The sequence below is a fragment of the Scytonema sp. UIC 10036 genome (assembly GCF_009725235.1).
In genome coordinates this window covers 1-16,711 of sequence record NZ_WJFC01000157.1, presented here as the reverse complement: position 1 = coordinate 16,711, position 16,711 = coordinate 1, and the positions used below count along the sequence as shown (strand labels likewise).

Sequence of the window (16,711 nt, the reverse complement as noted above, 5' to 3'; positions counted from 1 at the left end):
TGCATGGATAAAAATTTATTTAACAGTCCAAAAGTCAATAAAATGTATGCGTATTGTTTTTTCTTGTATTTTAAATCACAAAGAATATAGTTACAATTTGTGAGTAAGTTTGAGAGAACTATTTGCTCTTGGTTATATATAACTATGCATTACCTGAATTTATGAATATTACCTTCATTATCAATTGCCTACCTGCTGGTGGTGCTGAACGAGTAATTTCTAATATGGCAAATTATTGGGCTGCTAAAGGATGGCAGATTACTCTAATAACCTTTGACGACGGCTCAACGCCACCTTTTTATCAGTTAAATTCTAAAATTCATCTGATTCCACTTGGAATTGCTAGAAAATCCAACAATTTTTTAGAGGCTTTATGGAACACATTAACTCGTATCAAAATCTTACGCTCAAAGCTCGGAGCAATTCAGCCAGATGCCGTTATTAGTTTTATAACTGGTCCTAATGTACTTTCGCTACTTGCATCACGAGGTCTCAATATTCCTGTCATAATTTCAGAACGCATTGATCCAGAACATGAATCTCTCGATCTGGCTTGGAGTCAACTACGAAATTGGACTTATCCATATGCTAGCGCTCTTGTCGTTCAGACTAAAAAGATAGCAAACTACTTTTCAAATCTTCCACCAACAAAGATTCAAATTATTCCTAATCCAGTTCTGTTATCACCAGTAACTCACTCATTTTCTAATGATAATCCCCATCCTTCATTAATTGCGATTGGGCGGTTAGTTTCACAAAAAGGATTTGATCTGTTGCTTCAAGCTCTTAGTGAGATCAAACAGAAATATCCGGATTGGACTTTAACAATTCTAGGAGAAGGAGAATTACGACAAAAGCTTGAGGCATTACGCGACCACTTAGGACTTTCTGAAGATGTATTCTTTCCAGGACAAGTTAAAAATCCACATGATTACCTAAAGCGAGCAGATATTTTTGTCTTATCTTCGCGGTATGAAGGATTCCCAAATGTACTTTGTGAAGCAATGGCTTGTGGTTTACCTGTCATTGCTACAAATTGTTCTAGTGGCAGCATACAAGAAATTATTCGTCATGAAGTAGATGGTTTGTTAGTACCGAACGAAGATGTAAGTGCATTGGCAAGTGCAATGGCTCGATTAATGTCGAGTCAATCAGAGCGTTATTATTTGGCTAATCGAGCATTAGAGATTACATCAAGATTTAGCGAAGTTACTGTCATGAAGCAGTGGGAGTATCTGATTAATCAAGTTACAATCAAATCTCTAAAATAGGAGCCACAGACCAATGAACTCTTCTTTTTCTCAGGAAGTTAAACAAGGAGAGCATTTTGAATAATGAAAAAGATTACTTTTCTGATTCGAAGTCTTGAACGTTCAGGTGGCGGCGGTGCTGAAAAACAACTAGCCACCCTAGCAAAAGCCTTAAGTCAAAAAGGTTTTGAAGTGACTATTTTACGCTTTTATCCAGATACTCATTCTGAGGTAGAATTTAGCGGAACATCAATAAAACTTTTGTCTTTAGAAAAACAAAATCGTTGGGATATGGTTGGTTTCTTTTGGAGATTGTTAAAACAAATAAAGTCTATTCAACCTGATGTATTACATAGCTATTTACCAGATTCTAATATAGTAACGATTTTTTTAAAACCTTTTTTTCCAACTACCAAAATGGTTTGGGGAATTCGTCATTCTAATTGGGGAACAGGCAAGAAATCTTCCTGGTGGATAAATTCAATTCTCTATGTAGAACAGAAATTAGCTCGTTTTGCCGATCTAATTATTGCTAATTCCTATGCAGGTCAAAAGTATCATTTGTCCAAAGGCTTCCCAGCAGAAAAAACAATCGTGATTCCCAATGGAATAGATGTTCATTACTTTAAACACGACCCAGAAGCAGGAAAAATTATTCGTCAAGAGTGGGGCGTTTCGACAAATCAAATTTTAATTGGCTTGATCGGACGACTTCACCCCATGAAAGATCATTCGACTTTTCTGAAAGCTGCGGCTCTACTTTTTCAAGAGCACCAAGATGTACGCTTTGTTTGTATTGGTGGAGGAGTACAGCAAGACTACGCAATACAACTATACGAATTAACAAATCAGCTTGGCATTGCTGAACAAGTAATCTGGGCAGGAGCACGGCTAGATATGCCTGAGGTTTATAACGCATTAGATATCTTTGTTTCTGCCTCTGCCTATGGGGAAGGCTTTTCGAATGCTATTGGTGAAGCAATGGCTTGTGGAAAGACCTGTGTAGTCACAGATGTGGGCGATTCTGCATCGATTGTAGGTAACCAGGGGATTGTCGTCCCACCAGGCGATCCACAAGCTTTGAAAACTGCTGTGATGCAATTAATCGCAAAATTGAATACTGAGAATTACGCTCAGACCAAAATCCGACAGCGAATTGTTGAAAATTTTTCAGTGCCGCAACTCCTAGTAAAGACAGAGGATGCAATCTTGGGTTTGTCCTATGAGCGTTAAATTTAAAACTAGAAATAAGTGGCTGCTTTATTATCAAGGCTGCCTAGCTATTGGTGTCATTTTTGCATTTTTTACACGTTTAGATGCTTATTTAACAGTAAATCAACTTCTAATTAGTCCAGTTGGTTGGATGTTGCCCTACTTTGCTCTTACTATTCCCCTGTTTATTCTAGTCAAGCAAAGAATTCCTTCCAATTCACTCCTTTATTGGTGCTTAGGCTACTTCACTGTTACAGCCATCTCATACTCATTTTTTCCTTCCTCTGAAGCCTCATTTCAAGCATTAATAGATCGATCTTTTTCGTCAGTATTTTTGTTAGTAACGAATTTTCTGTTTATGAACCAGCAAGTTCTATCCTGGACGAGAGGTGCGATCGCAATTGCCACCTTGGTAGGAATTCTTAATAATTTTTACCAGTTTTCTATCGATCCATCTGCTTTTGGTGGTCTTGTTGAAGGTCGCGCTACAGGTTTATACCTCAATCCCAATGACTGCTCTAATTCACTGATACTGGGTATGATTTTTACTGTAAGAATATTCCCACCTAAATTTCGCGTTTTTTGGATACTACTAGTTGGATTTGGGATTGTGCTAACTCTCTCAAGAGGAGGCATATTGTGTTGGATTATTACAATCATCACTCTGAGCCTGACTCGCGTCATTTATCTAAAGCAGTTTATATTGTGGATTTTAGGAATAGGGATACTTCTATTTTTTGGGTTTGGAGATATGACCGATAGCTGGAACCAACTGCTTGATTCCAATGGATTGGAAAGGCTGGAAGGTATGATAGACGGGTCAACAGTTGAAGACGCTTCGGCTGTTGAACGCCAGGAAGTTGCTCGAAAAGGTTGGGAGATGTTTTTGGAGCATCCGATTTTTGGCTATGGAGTTGGCTCTACTTTCGACCCTAGCATAACTCGTTTTACCATTTCTACTCATAATATGTACTTACTACATTTGGCTGAGTATGGTGCTTTGGGAATTCTCATTCTGCCTTTAGCAATATATTCCGTCATTCATCGTGCTCAGAGCGATATACGAAAGATCGGGATCGGTTTTACCGTGTTTATTTTGGTTTCCAGTTTTTTTTGTCATACGGTTTTAAGTTTGAATTCCTTTCTAATTTCATTTGCTTTGATGGCTGTGATGAGTGAGATGAGTCAAACTCGTCCTAACCGAGTCAGTAGCTTGAGAGAATATACAACTGTAGCATTGTCTGACAGTCAACTGCCTGAATAGATGCTTTAGATAAATAGATTCTCCCTTTTTGATGCACAATTCATTCATAAAAGCAATTTACTAGTTCAACAAATGTGTGGAATTACTGGATTTCTGGACTCAACAGCACAAATTAATTCTGACTCTTTGCAAGCGATACTTGAGCGTATGAATCTCACCCTCCGGCATAGAGGACCAGACGACTCCGGCAGCTGGGTTGACGCATCCGCAGGGATCGCCTTAGGACATCAACGTTTAGCAATTTTAGACCTCTCCTCGGAGGGACATCAACCAATGAGCTCCGCTAACGAGCGCTATGTCCTTGTTTTTAATGGGGAGATTTACAACTTCTTAGCGCTAAGGCAAAAATTACAGCAATTAGGGCATTCGTTTCGAGGACATTCTGATACCGAAGTCATGCTGGCGACTTTTTGCCAATGGGGGCTACAATCCGCGATTCAACAGTTCAACGGTATGTTTGCCTTTGCCCTTTGGGATCGGCAAGAGCGAGTGTTGCATTTGGGACGCGATCGCTTTGGAGAAAAGCCATTGTATTATGGCTGGCTAGGACAAACTCTCGTTTTTGCTTCAGAATTAAAAGCCCTAGCAGTCCATCCCAAATTTCAACCAGAGATCGATCGGGATGCCTTAACTGAGTTGCTGCGATTAAAATATATTCCTACGCCCTATTCTATCTACAAAGGAATTTATAAGCTGCCCCCCGGAACAACACTCAGTTGGCAGGGGGAAGCGCATCATCCTTCACCCCAATCTTACTGGTCTATTAAAGCAGTAGCAGAATCCGGCATCGCCAATCCGTTTATCGGCTCAGAACAAGATGCTATCATCCATCTCGACTCATTATTGCAGGATGCAGTTGGACTACGCATGGTTGCGGATGTTCCTCTAGGTGCATTTTTATCCGGTGGCATTGACTCCTCCACCGTGGTGGCGCTTATGCAGGCTCAGAGTAGTCAACCGATTAAAACGTTCACCATTGGATTCCAAGAAGATACTTACAATGAGGCGCAATACGCAAAAGCAGTTGCTCAGCACCTTGGTACAGCCCATACTGAATTGTATGTCACGCCAGAAGAAGCGCTAGCAACGATTCCTAAGCTCCCAACGCTTTACGATGAACCCTTTGCAGATGTTTCACAAATTCCTACCTTTCTGGTTTCACAACTCGCCAAGCAATACGTGACGGTAAGTTTGTCAGGCGATGGTGGTGATGAGTTGTTTGGCGGATACGGACGTTACTTGCGGGGACAAAGCCTCTGGCAAACAGTGAGTTGGATCCCCACAACAATTCGTCAAACTGTTGCCCAAGCCTTAACCCGTTTAGAGCCACAAACTTGGGGGCGAAGTTCTAATGATGGACGCTTAGCATCGCTTATCAAACCCAAATTAATCAACTTGGGCTACAAACTCAACCGAGTTTCTGAAGTTTTGAGGGCTGAAACTCCAGAAATTCTATATATGGAGTTAGATTCCGACTGGCAAGAACCGTCAGCAGTTGTAATAGGTGGGAAAGAACCCCAAACAATCTTCAATACTCAGCAACATTGGGCAGCCTTACCAGACTTTACCCAATGGATGATGTACCTCGACACAGAAACCTATTTGCCCGATGATGTTTTAGTAAAACTTGATCGAGCTAGCATGGGAGTCGGTTTAGAGGGGCGAATTCCCTTATTAGATTACCGTGTGGTGGAGCTTGCTTGGCAACTTCCTTATTCGATGAAAATTAGACAAAGCCAGACGAAGTGGTTATTGCGCCAAGTTTTGTACCGATATGTTCCACTGCATTTGATAGATCGTCCCAAAATGGGGTTTGGTGTACCAATCGGTGACTGGTTGCGCGGTTCATTACGCGATTGGGCAGAGACGCTGTTAGATGAGCGACGCTTGCAGCAAGAAGGATTCTTTAACCCACAGCCTATCCGCCAAAGATGGACTGAGCATCTGTCAGGTGTTCGAGACTGGCAATATAGTTTGTGGAACATTCTGATGTGTCAAGCATGGTTTGAACACCATTTTTAACCACGTTTTTAATGTTCAGAATTCGAGTTTCACAACCTGTCCATTTCAACCTTGTGTCAGTAACGTAGTTTTTTCTAGAGAAGTAACCTTTTTGAATCTTAAAGGATGCAATTGTGACAATGAAAATCTGGCTCGTCACTATGGGATTTCCACTTACGTCAGAAACCTTTGCTTGTAATGATGTTATTGCTTTGCAAAGAACTGGCGTGAAAATTGCGGTACACGGTCTTCGCCCTAAACATCGACTATTTTCACAGCTAGTAGTAGAGCGAGGTTTAACAGACATATGGATTACACATAACTCCATAATAAATACTTTGCATGGGGTGTGGGTTGGTTTAACACAGCCACGACTCTTAATGAATTTTATTTTGTGGATCTTAAAACATTGTTGGAGAAGACCTATTAATCTTTTTAAGAGTTTAATCCTTATTCCTCGAAGTCTACAGATATATGATTTTGCCCAACGACACAATCCAGATATTGTTCATTTATACTGGTCTCATTTTCCTTCTCTAGTTGGATACCTAATACAAAATAAGTTACCCAAAATCGTTGTATCAATATCATTTGTTGCTCATGATGTTTATTCCCCAGAGTTTAACTCAAAGAATTCTTATACTGGAACAGTTGCCCGGAATGCCGATCTAATTCAAACAATTACAGCAGCAAATATTCCCGCAATTGAAAAATATGACATACTCAAAGACAAAATTGTATTGTCTTACCACGGGGTCGATTTCAACAAGATTCCAGTAAAAAAAGAAAAAGTTAAGCGACGTATTGTTACTGCGGGAAGATTAATTCCGGATAAGGGATTTGATGATGTATTGAAAGCTTTTAGCCAAGTTTTGAGCGATTGGCCTGATGCATCTCTTGTAATCTTAGGAGATGGACCAGAACGAAAAAAGTTAGAAGCTTTAGCTCACTCTCTTAGAATTAGCCATGCTGTGAACTTTCGAGGTTTTGTTACTCATAATGAAATTTTTGAGGAAATGGCAAAAGCGGAAGTTTTTCTGTTTATGTCAAAAGCTGAAAGACTTCCAAATGTAGTGAAGGAAGCAATGGCCTGTCACTGTTTATGCGTTACAAGCCACACACCGGGTATTGAAGAACTTGTGGAAGATGAAGTGCATGGCTATATTGTCCAAGCTGGCGATATCGACAATGCGGCCAGAAAAATCTATCAAGCTTTTCTAAATCCAGAAAAGATGAATCAGGTTTCTGAAATTGCTTATCAGCATCTTAAAGCCAGTTTTGATCTCGATCTCATTATTAAAAATCTTCAGGAACAATGGGCAAAAATAATTATTGCTAAGCAACATTACAAGTCAATATGAACTATTTGCAATTCAAATGACTAAACAATTTTTCTTCAAGTTTTTGAAAAAATCTCTGTAATAAACAACGTAAAAATTAGTGATAATGCAGTAATTTACAATAGACATACCTGATAATGCGGTTGTGGTATTAGATTCTGGTTTTGAGATTATATCATATAAATAAAATCGGAATTTAAATGAGAATAATGTCTAACCTTTCACTCTATTATCGTAATCCTATTTGAGCGATCAACTCATAATTACTCTCTTCCCGCCAGAAAATTATCTATGGGCGTAGGGGCGGCAATGCCCACCAAAATTCAATGGTGGGCCACACTACAAGAATCGGTAATCTTAGAGCGGAAAAGGAGTAGTATTTCCAACCAAGAATATTAAGGTCAAGTATTATATGCAAATGCTTTTTTGGCTCATACTTTTTTTGATTATTTTTTGCTATTTTGGCTATCCAGTCTTTATCTATTTATTTGCCATTTTCTTTAAAAAAAGAATTGACAAATCGCCTAGCGAACCAACAGCTTCAATCATTATTTCTGCCTACAACGAAGAGGACTGCATTGAAGATAAAATCAAGAATCTATTGTCTTTAGATTATCCAGCTTCAAAACTTGAAATTCTTATTGGCTCTGATGGTTCAACAGATAAAACAAATGAGATAGTTAATAGCTTGACATCACCAACTCTTTCCTTCCATTACTTTACACAGCGTCGAGGAAAGATGGCTACAATCAATGATTTGGTTGCAAAAGCTCAGAATGAAATCCTTATTTTTACTGATGCACGTCAAAGCTTTGAGCAGAATGCGTTACGCGAACTTGTGGCAAATTTTAACGATTCAAGCATTGGTTGTGTTAGCGGTGAACTATGCTTTAAGCCTTTGGTAACGGCAGGAGGAACAGCGAAAGGCATTAATCTTTATTGGAATTATGAAAAGTTTTTACGCAGTTGTGAGAGTCAAGTTCACTCGATGCTTGGTGCCACTGGTGCGATTTACGCGATTCGCCGAGAATTATTTACGCCTATTCCACAAAACTTAGTGTTAGATGACATGTTTGTACCACTAAAAATAATTCAAAAGGGATTTCGTGCTATTTTTGATCCAAATGCTAAAGCTTATGACATTGCTGCCGATAACCCCAAGGAAGAGTATCGACGCAAAGCGCGTACTCTTTATGGTAACTATCAGATTTTTTGTCTTTTTGGCACTCTTTTCAATCCATTCAATAGCCCTATTGCTCTCCAATTGTTTTCACACAAATTCTTGCGAGTTGTTGTACCTTTTCTATTGATTTTATTGTTAGCAATGAATTTTTGCCTTGTTAACTTATCATTTATTTATCAAGTTTTCATGATAAGTCAGATTGTCTTTTATCTTTTAGCCATTCTGGGGATAGGAACAAAACATAGCAATTATGGTTTTTTGAGACTTGTCTCAAAACTATGCTATATTCCATATGTTTTTTGTTTGTTGAATTTCTCGGCTTTAGTTGGCTTTATTAGATTTGTAAACCAAGAACAAACTGTTACCTGGGAAAAAGCTAGAGAATAGAATCAGCTTTGATGCTAGTTTTTAGGTGTCAACCCGATAAATATAGGTTTAAGATCGTAAAGATTTATCTTGCAACAAATACACCAGTGTTAAATCCTAACAATCGGATGAAGCTCACGTTCAATTGATACCGATAGCATCCCCTTCTCCTATCGGAGACGCTACGCGATGCCGCAGGCGATACCTACAAGGGCTATAAGGCGATCGCGTGGCGTCAATTATTGGCTATGCCCGTTCGCAAAGCATCGATCCCTGTTTCTGTACAGCTAATCAAGAGAAAATCCCACAACCAATTATGAAAAAGGAAAAACCCCCTACTCCCCACTCCCTAGTCCCTTTTTCAACCTAGGTTGCTAATTTTTAGTGCTTGCACTATCTGTGCTGAGGAGGCTGCGGAAATATAAACCTCCAACTGTCACTATAAACACGACATATCCAATGGCTTGCACGAGATAGAGATGTTCTCTGTAGCCAAACAAAGATTTAAGCACAACACCAGGGAACTTGCGATCCGGAAGAATATTAGACGTGTTCCATACCATAGGACCAAGTATGCAAGAGTGGATTTCGGCAAAGCGATCGTAGTAGAAACAAAGACTTTCAGACGCAGGGTTGCTGATGGAAAAAGCCGCCGTTGCGCGATCGAACTTAAGCAACGCTGTTGCAACTAGCCCAGCTACAATCAGTACCAGTAAAACACCCATGACTTGGAAAAACTGCCGGATGTTAATTTTAACACCTAACTTAAACAACAGCACACCTATGATAGCTGCCACTATAATTCCAGCAATAGCACCAATAGCAGGAATGAGACCTTGTTGAAAGTTAGCAGCAATAAACAATACAGTTTCAAAACCCTCACGTACAACAGCAATTAAGATAAGAGTAAAAACACCCCAACCAGCATTTGAGTCTTGTTTTAGGGTACTAGAGAGCGAACCCTCAACTTGAGCTTTCATGAATTTTGCTTGTTTGGTCATCCAAATCAGCATCCAGCTGAGCATAACAATCGCCAATATACTAAATACACCTTCCATCAACGGTTTAACGACAGGCGTATACTCAGGATTAATTGCAGTTAGGGCTTGGATAACCCAAGTGAAGAGAAAACCTATCAGTGCGCTGATAGCAACCCCAGTCACGATACCAGCATAAACCCATGGATTAAGGCGGGATTGCTTTGCTTTGTCTAGCAAAGCTAGTACAATCCCAACCACAAGGGCTGCTTCTACTCCTTCTCGCAGTGTAATGACAAAAGTAGGTAAGGCAGAACTAATATTCATGGAAAAAACAAATGATTCAGAATTCAGGAAGATATAAATAGAGAGTATCCTAATTTGAAAAAACACCAAGTGATTGGAAATCACAGCTACACAAAACGAAGTCCGCTTAGGCGGACTAAATCATAAGGGGATATTATTGGTCACTGATCCCCGATGGATACTACTTGGATAAGAATTTTTGTGGGTTGGAGTTACCGGGGAGAAACTTAACAAATGCCTGTCAATGTTGGGTAAGGTTCCTCAACCCAACCTACATATTTTCTGACTGCTGTAAAAAAAACCCTTAATTACCGAATTTGGTAGTTAAGGGGGTGCATTTAAAACCGGGAGAAATAAAATGCCATATGTTGTGCTAAGAAAACGTTATTTGAGAGTAGGTTGTTTAATGACCTCCTCTTTAATCAAATAGTTGACATGGGGTCGGAAAAAATTTTCCTGATGAACTGGAATTGTTGCAATGTGATACATGACAGGTATTAGGGCGCAAATTCCTATCAATATCCACATATTTTTCTGTATCATTCCACTCAAGCTTTGTTTTGTTTGTCTCTGCATTCCTCAAATCCTCCATATATTTTTATTGGACTATTTGGAGAGACGAGAATAGAGGATGCCAACTTATAGCAGTAGCAGCAATGACTAAAAGCAACATCCAAACAAATATCGTTTTGGCTCTAATTGGTTGACTTCTCCACATGAAAGAGAGAACTATCCAACTGATAAACCACCCTACCAAAAACAGCGTTGCTTTACTGCGATAGACTAAAACTTTGGAAATGTGTAACTGTTTTGGAAATTCCCCAAAACCTGAATCAACATGCGAATCTCGCACCATAATAAATCCTCACCTGGTGTTCAAGAAACAGCTATTGACAATGGAGGAAAACCTTCAATCAGCACAGTGAACAAACAACAGATATAAAAAGCTAATAACTGAAAACTGAACACTGGTCACTGTCAAAAGAAGCCCTCTCCCATTAGGTAAATGGGTTCCCTGATACTTAAGAGAAACTTCATTTAGGGCATACGTACTTTACATACGCTTTACACACTTATCTGAGAATACATACTTTTACGAAAAAAATCTATACTCGAAAAATTAAAAAATTTATACTTTATTGTCAAACTGATAATTTTTTATTATTGACTCAGTTCTCCTCGCTTGTACTGGGAACCGGAATGGGGAACTTTTACCCCTCATCACTGTTCTTGAGTTAAAATCCGTACCAATTTAAACTGAAAGCTTTAGATGCATCTGCAGGTACATATGGTGTCAAAAATTCTTCTTAAATTAAAAAGCTCATCAAAATTTGTAAATCTTATCTTAATAGCAGCCGTAAGCTTCTACTTAATTGTCTGCCTACCCAAACCAGCTTACGCGATGCATATTATGGAAGGTTTTTTACCACTGGAGTGGGCAATTTTCTGGTGGGTTGTAGCACTACCGTTCTTTATCCTGGGGTTGCGATCGCTAACTCGCATCACCAAAGCCACACCAGAACTAAAATTACTCTTAGCGTTAGCTGGTGCTTTTACCTTTGTACTGTCAGCATTAAAAATGCCTTCAGTAACGGGAAGTAGTTCCCATCCCACAGGTACGGGGTTGGGAGCAATCCTCTTTGGACCACTAGCCATGTCAGTGTTGGGGAGTTTAGTTCTGTTATTTCAAGCACTCTTGCTTGCCCACGGTGGCTTGACTACACTAGGAGCCAATGCATTTTCCATGGCGATCGCCGGACCATTTGTTGCTTTTTGGGTGTACCGCTTGGTCATGCAAACTGGTAAACAAAGGTTAGCGATATTTCTAGCAGCATCTCTAGCAGATTTGATAACATATCTAATTACTTCCATACAATTGGCTTTAGCATTTCCAGCAACCACAGGTGGTTTTATCGCTTCATTTGCCAAATTTGCGGGAATTTTTGCCGTCACCCAGGTACCCTTAGCTATTAGTGAAGGATTGTTAACAGTCTTGGTATGGAACTGGCTTTCTAGCTATGGTCGTGAGGAACTAAAAATGTTAAACCTAATTAAGCCAGAGGGTTAGTTGATAGTTGATAGTTGATAGTTGATAGTTGATAGTTGTTAGTTGTTAGTAGCTGCTAATAACCATCAACCACCAACCACTAACCACCAACCACTAACCACCAACCACTAACCACCAACCACTAACCACTAACCACTAACAAATGAAAAAATGGAATAACTGGCTATTGCTACTAGCAGTAGTTGTATTAACCGTCACACCGTTAATTGTAAAGAACGGCGCGGAATTTGGCGGTGCAGATGGTCAAGCGGAAGAGGCAATCAAAGAGATACAGCCCCAATATAAACCTTGGTTCAATCCTTTAATTGAGTTGCCCGGTGGAGAAGTAGAAAGTCTATTATTTGCCGTACAAGCAGCCGCAGGTGCAGGCGCAATTGGCTATGTTATTGGATTGTATAAGGGGCGTTCGGAACTCAGTAAGAATAAGAATGAAAATTCAAATTGATACATTCGCTTATACAAATCGCTTGCGCTGGTTACCACCAGCGCAAAAATTACTGTTTGCTACTACCCTGTTAATTATCTCTACTGTTGCTCATCCACTTGTTCAAGTTTTGATTGCGGTTTGGATAAGTGTTTGGATAGTCGTGTATGCCGGAATTCCTATTCAAACTTATTTGAAACTCATTTATTTTGCAGCTTTATTTTGGCTCACCAGTTTTCCAGCTTTAGCTATCAGTGGAGTTGAGGTTTCTCACATAGATATAATTCAGCAAAACGACTCAATTTTTGGTTTCACTTTTGGGTCTTATTATTTATATATCAGTCATCGGGGTATTGAGCAAGGATTGACCATTGGTTCGCGATCGCTTGCTTCTCTTTCCTGTCTGTACTTTATCATGCTGACGGTACCCTTTACCGAACTGTTACACATCCTCCGTCGTATTGGAGTTCCAGTGCTTGTCACCGAGCTTTTATTACTCATGTACCGCTTTATTTTTGTGCTGTTAAATACGGCGGCTGAGTTATGGATTGCCCAACATGCACGTGGTGGATATCGTACCTTTTCCGTTGGGATGAAAAGCTTAGCCCTGTTGATAGGACAGCTGCTCAATCGAACCATAGAAAATTACCGTCAAGTTTCTTTAAGTCTGGCTGCAAGAGGGTTTAGTGATGAATTGCGGGTTTGGCATCCCCATCGCTATCATCAATCCAAGCGCTTTTTTATGGAAGCAATTTTTGGTTGTGCATTATTAATCAGTTTGGAATGGGGACACTATGCAGGAATGGTTACTCGAATTTGAGCAAGTTTACTATACCTACCCAGGCGTAAAACAACCTGCATTGAATGGGCTAACCCTTAGAATTCCTGTCAATCAAAGATGTGCTTTAATTGGTCTAAATGGTTGTGGAAAAACCACACTATTTTTACTAGCAAATGGTTTGTATAAACCTCAAAAAGGAAAGATCCTTTGGAAAGGTAACCCACTGAAGTATGACCGTAATTCTTTAATACAACTCAGACAAAAAGTTGGGTTGATTTTTCAAGATCCAGAACAACAGTTAGTTGCTTCTACTGTTGAAGAAGACATTTCTTACGGTTTGTGTAACTTAGGGCTACCAGACGCAGAAATTCAACATAAAGTTGAACAAGCTCTAGAAGAGTTTGGCTTAACGGAACTTGCAGAAAGACCAGTGCATCATCTAAGTTTGGGACAAAAAAAGCGAGTTTCTATAGCAGATGTGATGGTATTACAACCTGAGTTACTGTTACTAGATGAGCCTACAGCTTATCTAGATACATTACATACCAGGAACCTAATAGCAACCCTCAAAAAGATTCATGCTTCTGGAACAACAACCCTGATGGCAACCCACGACTTAGATTTAGTTTATCGTTGGGCAGACTGGATTTTTGTCATGGATAAAGGGCAACTTATCTTAGAAGGAAAGCCACAGGATGTATTTGCCAGACAGGATATTTTAGAAGAGTTACAGTTAGGAGTACCGCTAATATGTGAGCTATTATTTGCTAATGGACTCCTTGAAGAAGAACCTGCTCTAGAACAGTTGCGACAACGAATTTTGAAATCATTTCGTTATTTATAGCAATCCTCAGTATACAGCAAATTTCAACTTGGTGAGGTACAAAAATTACCCCCCGGTGCCTTGGGGGGATGAAAGGGGGGTGTACCTCATTAGCCTGAGAAAGGCTATATCGCAAACCGAGCAAAATGAAACACAATCTTCAATCAATACTGCTCGGTTAAGTGTAGAAAAAGAATAAAGTTTTAGACTGGTTGCGCGAGTAAGCCTTAAAAAGGTTTTTAGTGTACAAAGAAAATGATTAGCTGAACTGGAGAATAATTAGTTGAACTAGAGAATAATTAGCTGAACGAGAGCAGAGGTACGCGCTCGCGCTACAATATGACGGTTGTGTTTGCTACAGCCACAATCCACAAAGTTTTGCTGTAACACCAGTTCAAGTTTTTATTCTCCTAGCTCAAACTTATGTATGTAGAATAAAACTGCCGAGTCTAGGTAATTATTTTTGAGTGTGTCCTGAACTAGGGACGTAAAATTCGCGCTTTGGGAGCATCTTAAGTTCAGCTAACTATTCTCGTTGTACATTTAGAAGCGGTAGAGCTATAAGGGTGTTATTGTATTCAGTGTTTTATTAATGAGTGTATTTTATATCTCTCTGATATACCCTTGAAAGCATATGTTTTTTAAAGCATAATAAATGAATGAACTGGGTAGTTGAATTTCATGATGAATTTGAGCCAGAGTTTAATGCCTTGCCGAAAGAAGTACAAAAAGTGGTACTCGCTATGGCAGGTTTGCTAGAACAATTTGGTTCACAGCTAGGGCGTCCACACGTTGACACCCTTAAGGGGTCACAGTACTCCAACATGAAAGAGTTGCGGTTTAACGCAGCTGATGGTGTTTGGCGGATAGCATTCGCTTTTGATCCGAAGCGATCTGCAATTTTACTGGTAGCAGGTGATAAATCTGGTATTAGTAAACGCTTGTTCTATAAGCAACTCATCAAGAAAGCTGATGCCCGGTTTGAGATGCATTTATCTCAATTAGAGGATGGGTAGGTTCTGTATGGGAAAAACTTTAAGAGAAAAACTGGCAGAATTATCACCAGAAGATCGAAAAGAAGTTGAGCAGCTCACGAGTGAGCTTATAGCTTCAGAAATGACACGACAAGAACTTAGACAAGCGAGAAAAATAACCCAGAAACAAATAGCAGAGTGTCTTTGTATCGATCAAGGAAATGTTTCTCGTATTGAGCAGCGGACTGACTTGATGCTTTCTACTTTGCGAAAGTACATTCAGGCAATGGGAGGCGATTTACAAATTGTTGCTGTATTTCCTGACTCGGAGCCTATCACTTTAGTAGGATTTTCAGAAGAAGCATCGCTTACCTGTGGCGACAACTAACGTCTTGGTTTAGTTTACCAAAAGACGCTGAACCAAAGCAGATTATTCAAAAAATTTGCGATCGCTTTTCAACTCAAGATGTCATTATATTCTCTGGTGTGCTCTGGAGCGCCTGGAGCGGTTCAAAAGTCATTTTTTTAACCACAGAGGCGCAGAGGACGCAGAGTAAGCACTGTGCTCAAATTTTTGTGCAAAAAAAAGACAGGCTTTGCCTGTCTTTTAACTGATGATTTTGCTCTAAAATTTAGAAGTTCATTTCAGCAGCTTGGACTTTTTCAACTTGCTTCTTCTTGAGAACAAGCATAGCTTGAGCCAACATGACAAGTGCGATAAAAGCAATCATCCACTGAACTCTTGTAGCATCTTGCAGGACAATTTCGGCATCATCTTGACCAAATCCACCTACGTTGGGGTTATTTGTCAATGCATCACCGGATTGAACTGCTTGTCCTTCAGAAACAATTAATTCGGGTCCGAGGGGAACTTTATCTACTACTGTTTCCCCAGATTCACTTTGGATGCTAACTTCAAATTTCGTGTTTCCGTCTTCATCTTCTACTCTGGCAATTTTGCTCACTGTGCCAGTTGCAGAGGCGGTGTAAACAGCGTTGTTGCTCTTTTCTCCAGTTGGGTAAACTTGTCCGCGTCCTCGGTTAGCGCCTAGGTGAACGGCATACTTACCAAACTGTATGTTTTTGTCTGTTGCGGGGTTGGGAGAAAGTACGGGGAAAACAACTTCTTGGTACTGTTCGCCTGGTAAAGGTCCAACAATAACAACGTTTTCCGCATCTTCTTTATACGGTTGGAAATAAACTTCGCCGATTTCTTCTTTCCACTCTTCAGGAATGCGATCTTCAGGCGCAATCTTAAAGCCTTCTGGAAGCATCAGCACAGCACCAACGTTTAAGCCAGTTTTGGAACCGTCAGCACCCACCTGTTGCACGCTTGTATCGTAGGGAATTTTTACCACGGCTTTAAATACCGTGTCAGGGAGAACAGATTGGGGAACTTCTACTTCTGCTGGCTTCGCCGCTAGGTGACAGTTAGCACATACAATCCGCCCTGTTGGTTCGCGAGGAGTTTCGGGGTAGGTTTGCTGCGCCCAGAAAGGATATGCTGAAGCGGCTTGAGGAAGGGCGAGATCGCTCGTGAAGAACAATGTCACTGTTGCGATCGCTACGAGCAATGTTTTGACAATTACTCTAGCACTGCGAGTCAAACTCGCTGTTGTAGAAGCTTTTCTCATCTCTATAAGGAAGACAAAGAGGACGATTAGAGGATTTTGGATTTTGGATTTTGGATTTTGGATTTTGGATTTTGGATTTTGGATTTTGGATTTTGGATTTTGGATTTT

The 16,711-nt window shown here is 40.0% G+C and carries 16 protein-coding genes; 12 read left to right on the top strand and 4 right to left on the bottom strand.

Annotated features, from left to right (window positions below; translation table 11 throughout):
• Nucleotides 1-161 precede the first annotated feature (161 nt).
• The 6 genes from F7734_RS44465 to F7734_RS44440 all read left to right on the top strand — a co-directional run bounded on the left by F7734_RS44465 (nucleotide 162) and on the right by F7734_RS44440 (nucleotide 8,637).
• Nucleotides 162-1,271 (top strand): glycosyltransferase family 4 protein, encoded by a 1,110-nt coding sequence (locus F7734_RS44465; protein WP_155750763.1) that lies wholly within the window; start codon nucleotides 162-164, stop codon nucleotides 1,269-1,271.
• A 63-nt stretch (nucleotides 1,272-1,334) separates the two neighbouring features.
• Nucleotides 1,335-2,483 (top strand): glycosyltransferase, encoded by a 1,149-nt coding sequence (locus F7734_RS44460; RefSeq protein WP_155750762.1) that lies wholly within the window; start codon nucleotides 1,335-1,337, stop codon nucleotides 2,481-2,483.
• Entirely contained in the window at nucleotides 2,473-3,726 is a 1,254-nt protein-coding gene (locus F7734_RS44455; RefSeq protein WP_166482526.1) for an O-antigen ligase family protein, read from the top strand. The genes F7734_RS44460 and F7734_RS44455 overlap by 11 nt, the downstream gene beginning before the upstream one ends.
• A gap of 72 nt (nucleotides 3,727-3,798) precedes the next feature.
• On the top strand, nucleotides 3,799-5,748 hold the full coding sequence (gene asnB / locus F7734_RS44450) for an asparagine synthase (glutamine-hydrolyzing) (protein WP_155750760.1): 1,950 nt from the start codon (nucleotides 3,799-3,801) through the stop codon (nucleotides 5,746-5,748).
• Nucleotides 5,749-5,867: 119 nt separating this feature from the next.
• Entirely contained in the window at nucleotides 5,868-7,088 is a 1,221-nt protein-coding gene (locus F7734_RS44445) for a glycosyltransferase (RefSeq protein WP_155750759.1), read from the top strand.
• A gap of 391 nt (nucleotides 7,089-7,479) precedes the next feature.
• Entirely contained in the window at nucleotides 7,480-8,637 is a 1,158-nt protein-coding gene (locus tag F7734_RS44440) for a glycosyltransferase family 2 protein (protein ID WP_155750758.1), read from the top strand.
• Nucleotides 8,638-8,990: 353 nt separating this feature from the next.
• Here the strand turns inward: F7734_RS44440 and F7734_RS44435 are convergent, their stop codons facing one another.
• The 3 genes from F7734_RS44435 to F7734_RS44425 all read right to left on the bottom strand — a co-directional run bounded on the left by F7734_RS44435 (nucleotide 8,991) and on the right by F7734_RS44425 (nucleotide 10,755).
• A complete protein-coding gene (locus tag F7734_RS44435; RefSeq protein ID WP_155750757.1) occupies nucleotides 8,991-9,920 on the bottom strand; it encodes an FTR1 family protein in 930 nt (309 codons plus the stop codon).
• A 363-nt stretch (nucleotides 9,921-10,283) separates the two neighbouring features.
• Complete coding sequence (locus tag F7734_RS44430) at nucleotides 10,284-10,475, bottom strand: hypothetical protein (RefSeq protein WP_155750756.1); 192 nt, start codon at nucleotides 10,473-10,475, stop codon at nucleotides 10,284-10,286.
• A gap of 22 nt (nucleotides 10,476-10,497) precedes the next feature.
• Nucleotides 10,498-10,755 (bottom strand): hypothetical protein, encoded by a 258-nt coding sequence (locus F7734_RS44425; RefSeq protein WP_155750755.1) that lies wholly within the window; start codon nucleotides 10,753-10,755, stop codon nucleotides 10,498-10,500.
• A 432-nt stretch (nucleotides 10,756-11,187) separates the two neighbouring features.
• Between F7734_RS44425 and F7734_RS44420 the strand changes: the two genes are divergently transcribed.
• The 6 genes from F7734_RS44420 (at nucleotide 11,188) to F7734_RS44395 (ending at nucleotide 15,357) form a co-directional block, all read left to right on the top strand.
• Nucleotides 11,188-11,967, top strand: a complete 780-nt coding sequence (locus tag F7734_RS44420) for an energy-coupling factor ABC transporter permease (RefSeq protein WP_155750754.1) — start codon at nucleotides 11,188-11,190, stop codon at nucleotides 11,965-11,967.
• A gap of 142 nt (nucleotides 11,968-12,109) precedes the next feature.
• Nucleotides 12,110-12,412 carry an energy-coupling factor ABC transporter substrate-binding protein gene (locus tag F7734_RS44415; protein ID WP_155750753.1) on the top strand — a complete coding sequence of 101 codons (303 nt, stop codon included), beginning with the start codon at nucleotides 12,110-12,112 and terminating at the stop codon, nucleotides 12,410-12,412.
• Nucleotides 12,396-13,211, top strand: coding sequence for a cobalt ECF transporter T component CbiQ (cbiQ, locus tag F7734_RS44410; RefSeq protein ID WP_155750752.1), 816 nt, complete (start codon nucleotides 12,396-12,398; stop codon nucleotides 13,209-13,211). The genes F7734_RS44415 and cbiQ overlap by 17 nt, the downstream gene beginning before the upstream one ends.
• Entirely contained in the window at nucleotides 13,186-14,016 is an 831-nt protein-coding gene (locus tag F7734_RS44405) for an ABC transporter ATP-binding protein (RefSeq protein WP_155750751.1), read from the top strand. Before cbiQ ends, F7734_RS44405 begins: the two co-directional genes overlap by 26 nt.
• Before the next feature lie 638 nt (nucleotides 14,017-14,654).
• On the top strand, nucleotides 14,655-15,011 hold the full coding sequence (locus tag F7734_RS44400) for a type II toxin-antitoxin system RelE/ParE family toxin (RefSeq protein WP_155750750.1): 357 nt from the start codon (nucleotides 14,655-14,657) through the stop codon (nucleotides 15,009-15,011).
• A 7-nt stretch (nucleotides 15,012-15,018) separates the two neighbouring features.
• Nucleotides 15,019-15,357, top strand: coding sequence for an XRE family transcriptional regulator (locus F7734_RS44395; RefSeq protein ID WP_155750749.1), 339 nt, complete (start codon nucleotides 15,019-15,021; stop codon nucleotides 15,355-15,357).
• A 244-nt stretch (nucleotides 15,358-15,601) separates the two neighbouring features.
• Here F7734_RS44395 and petA read toward each other — a convergent pair whose 3' ends face one another.
• Entirely contained in the window at nucleotides 15,602-16,603 is a 1,002-nt protein-coding gene (petA, locus tag F7734_RS44390) for a cytochrome f (RefSeq protein WP_155750748.1), read from the bottom strand.
• Nucleotides 16,604-16,711 lie beyond the last annotated feature (108 nt).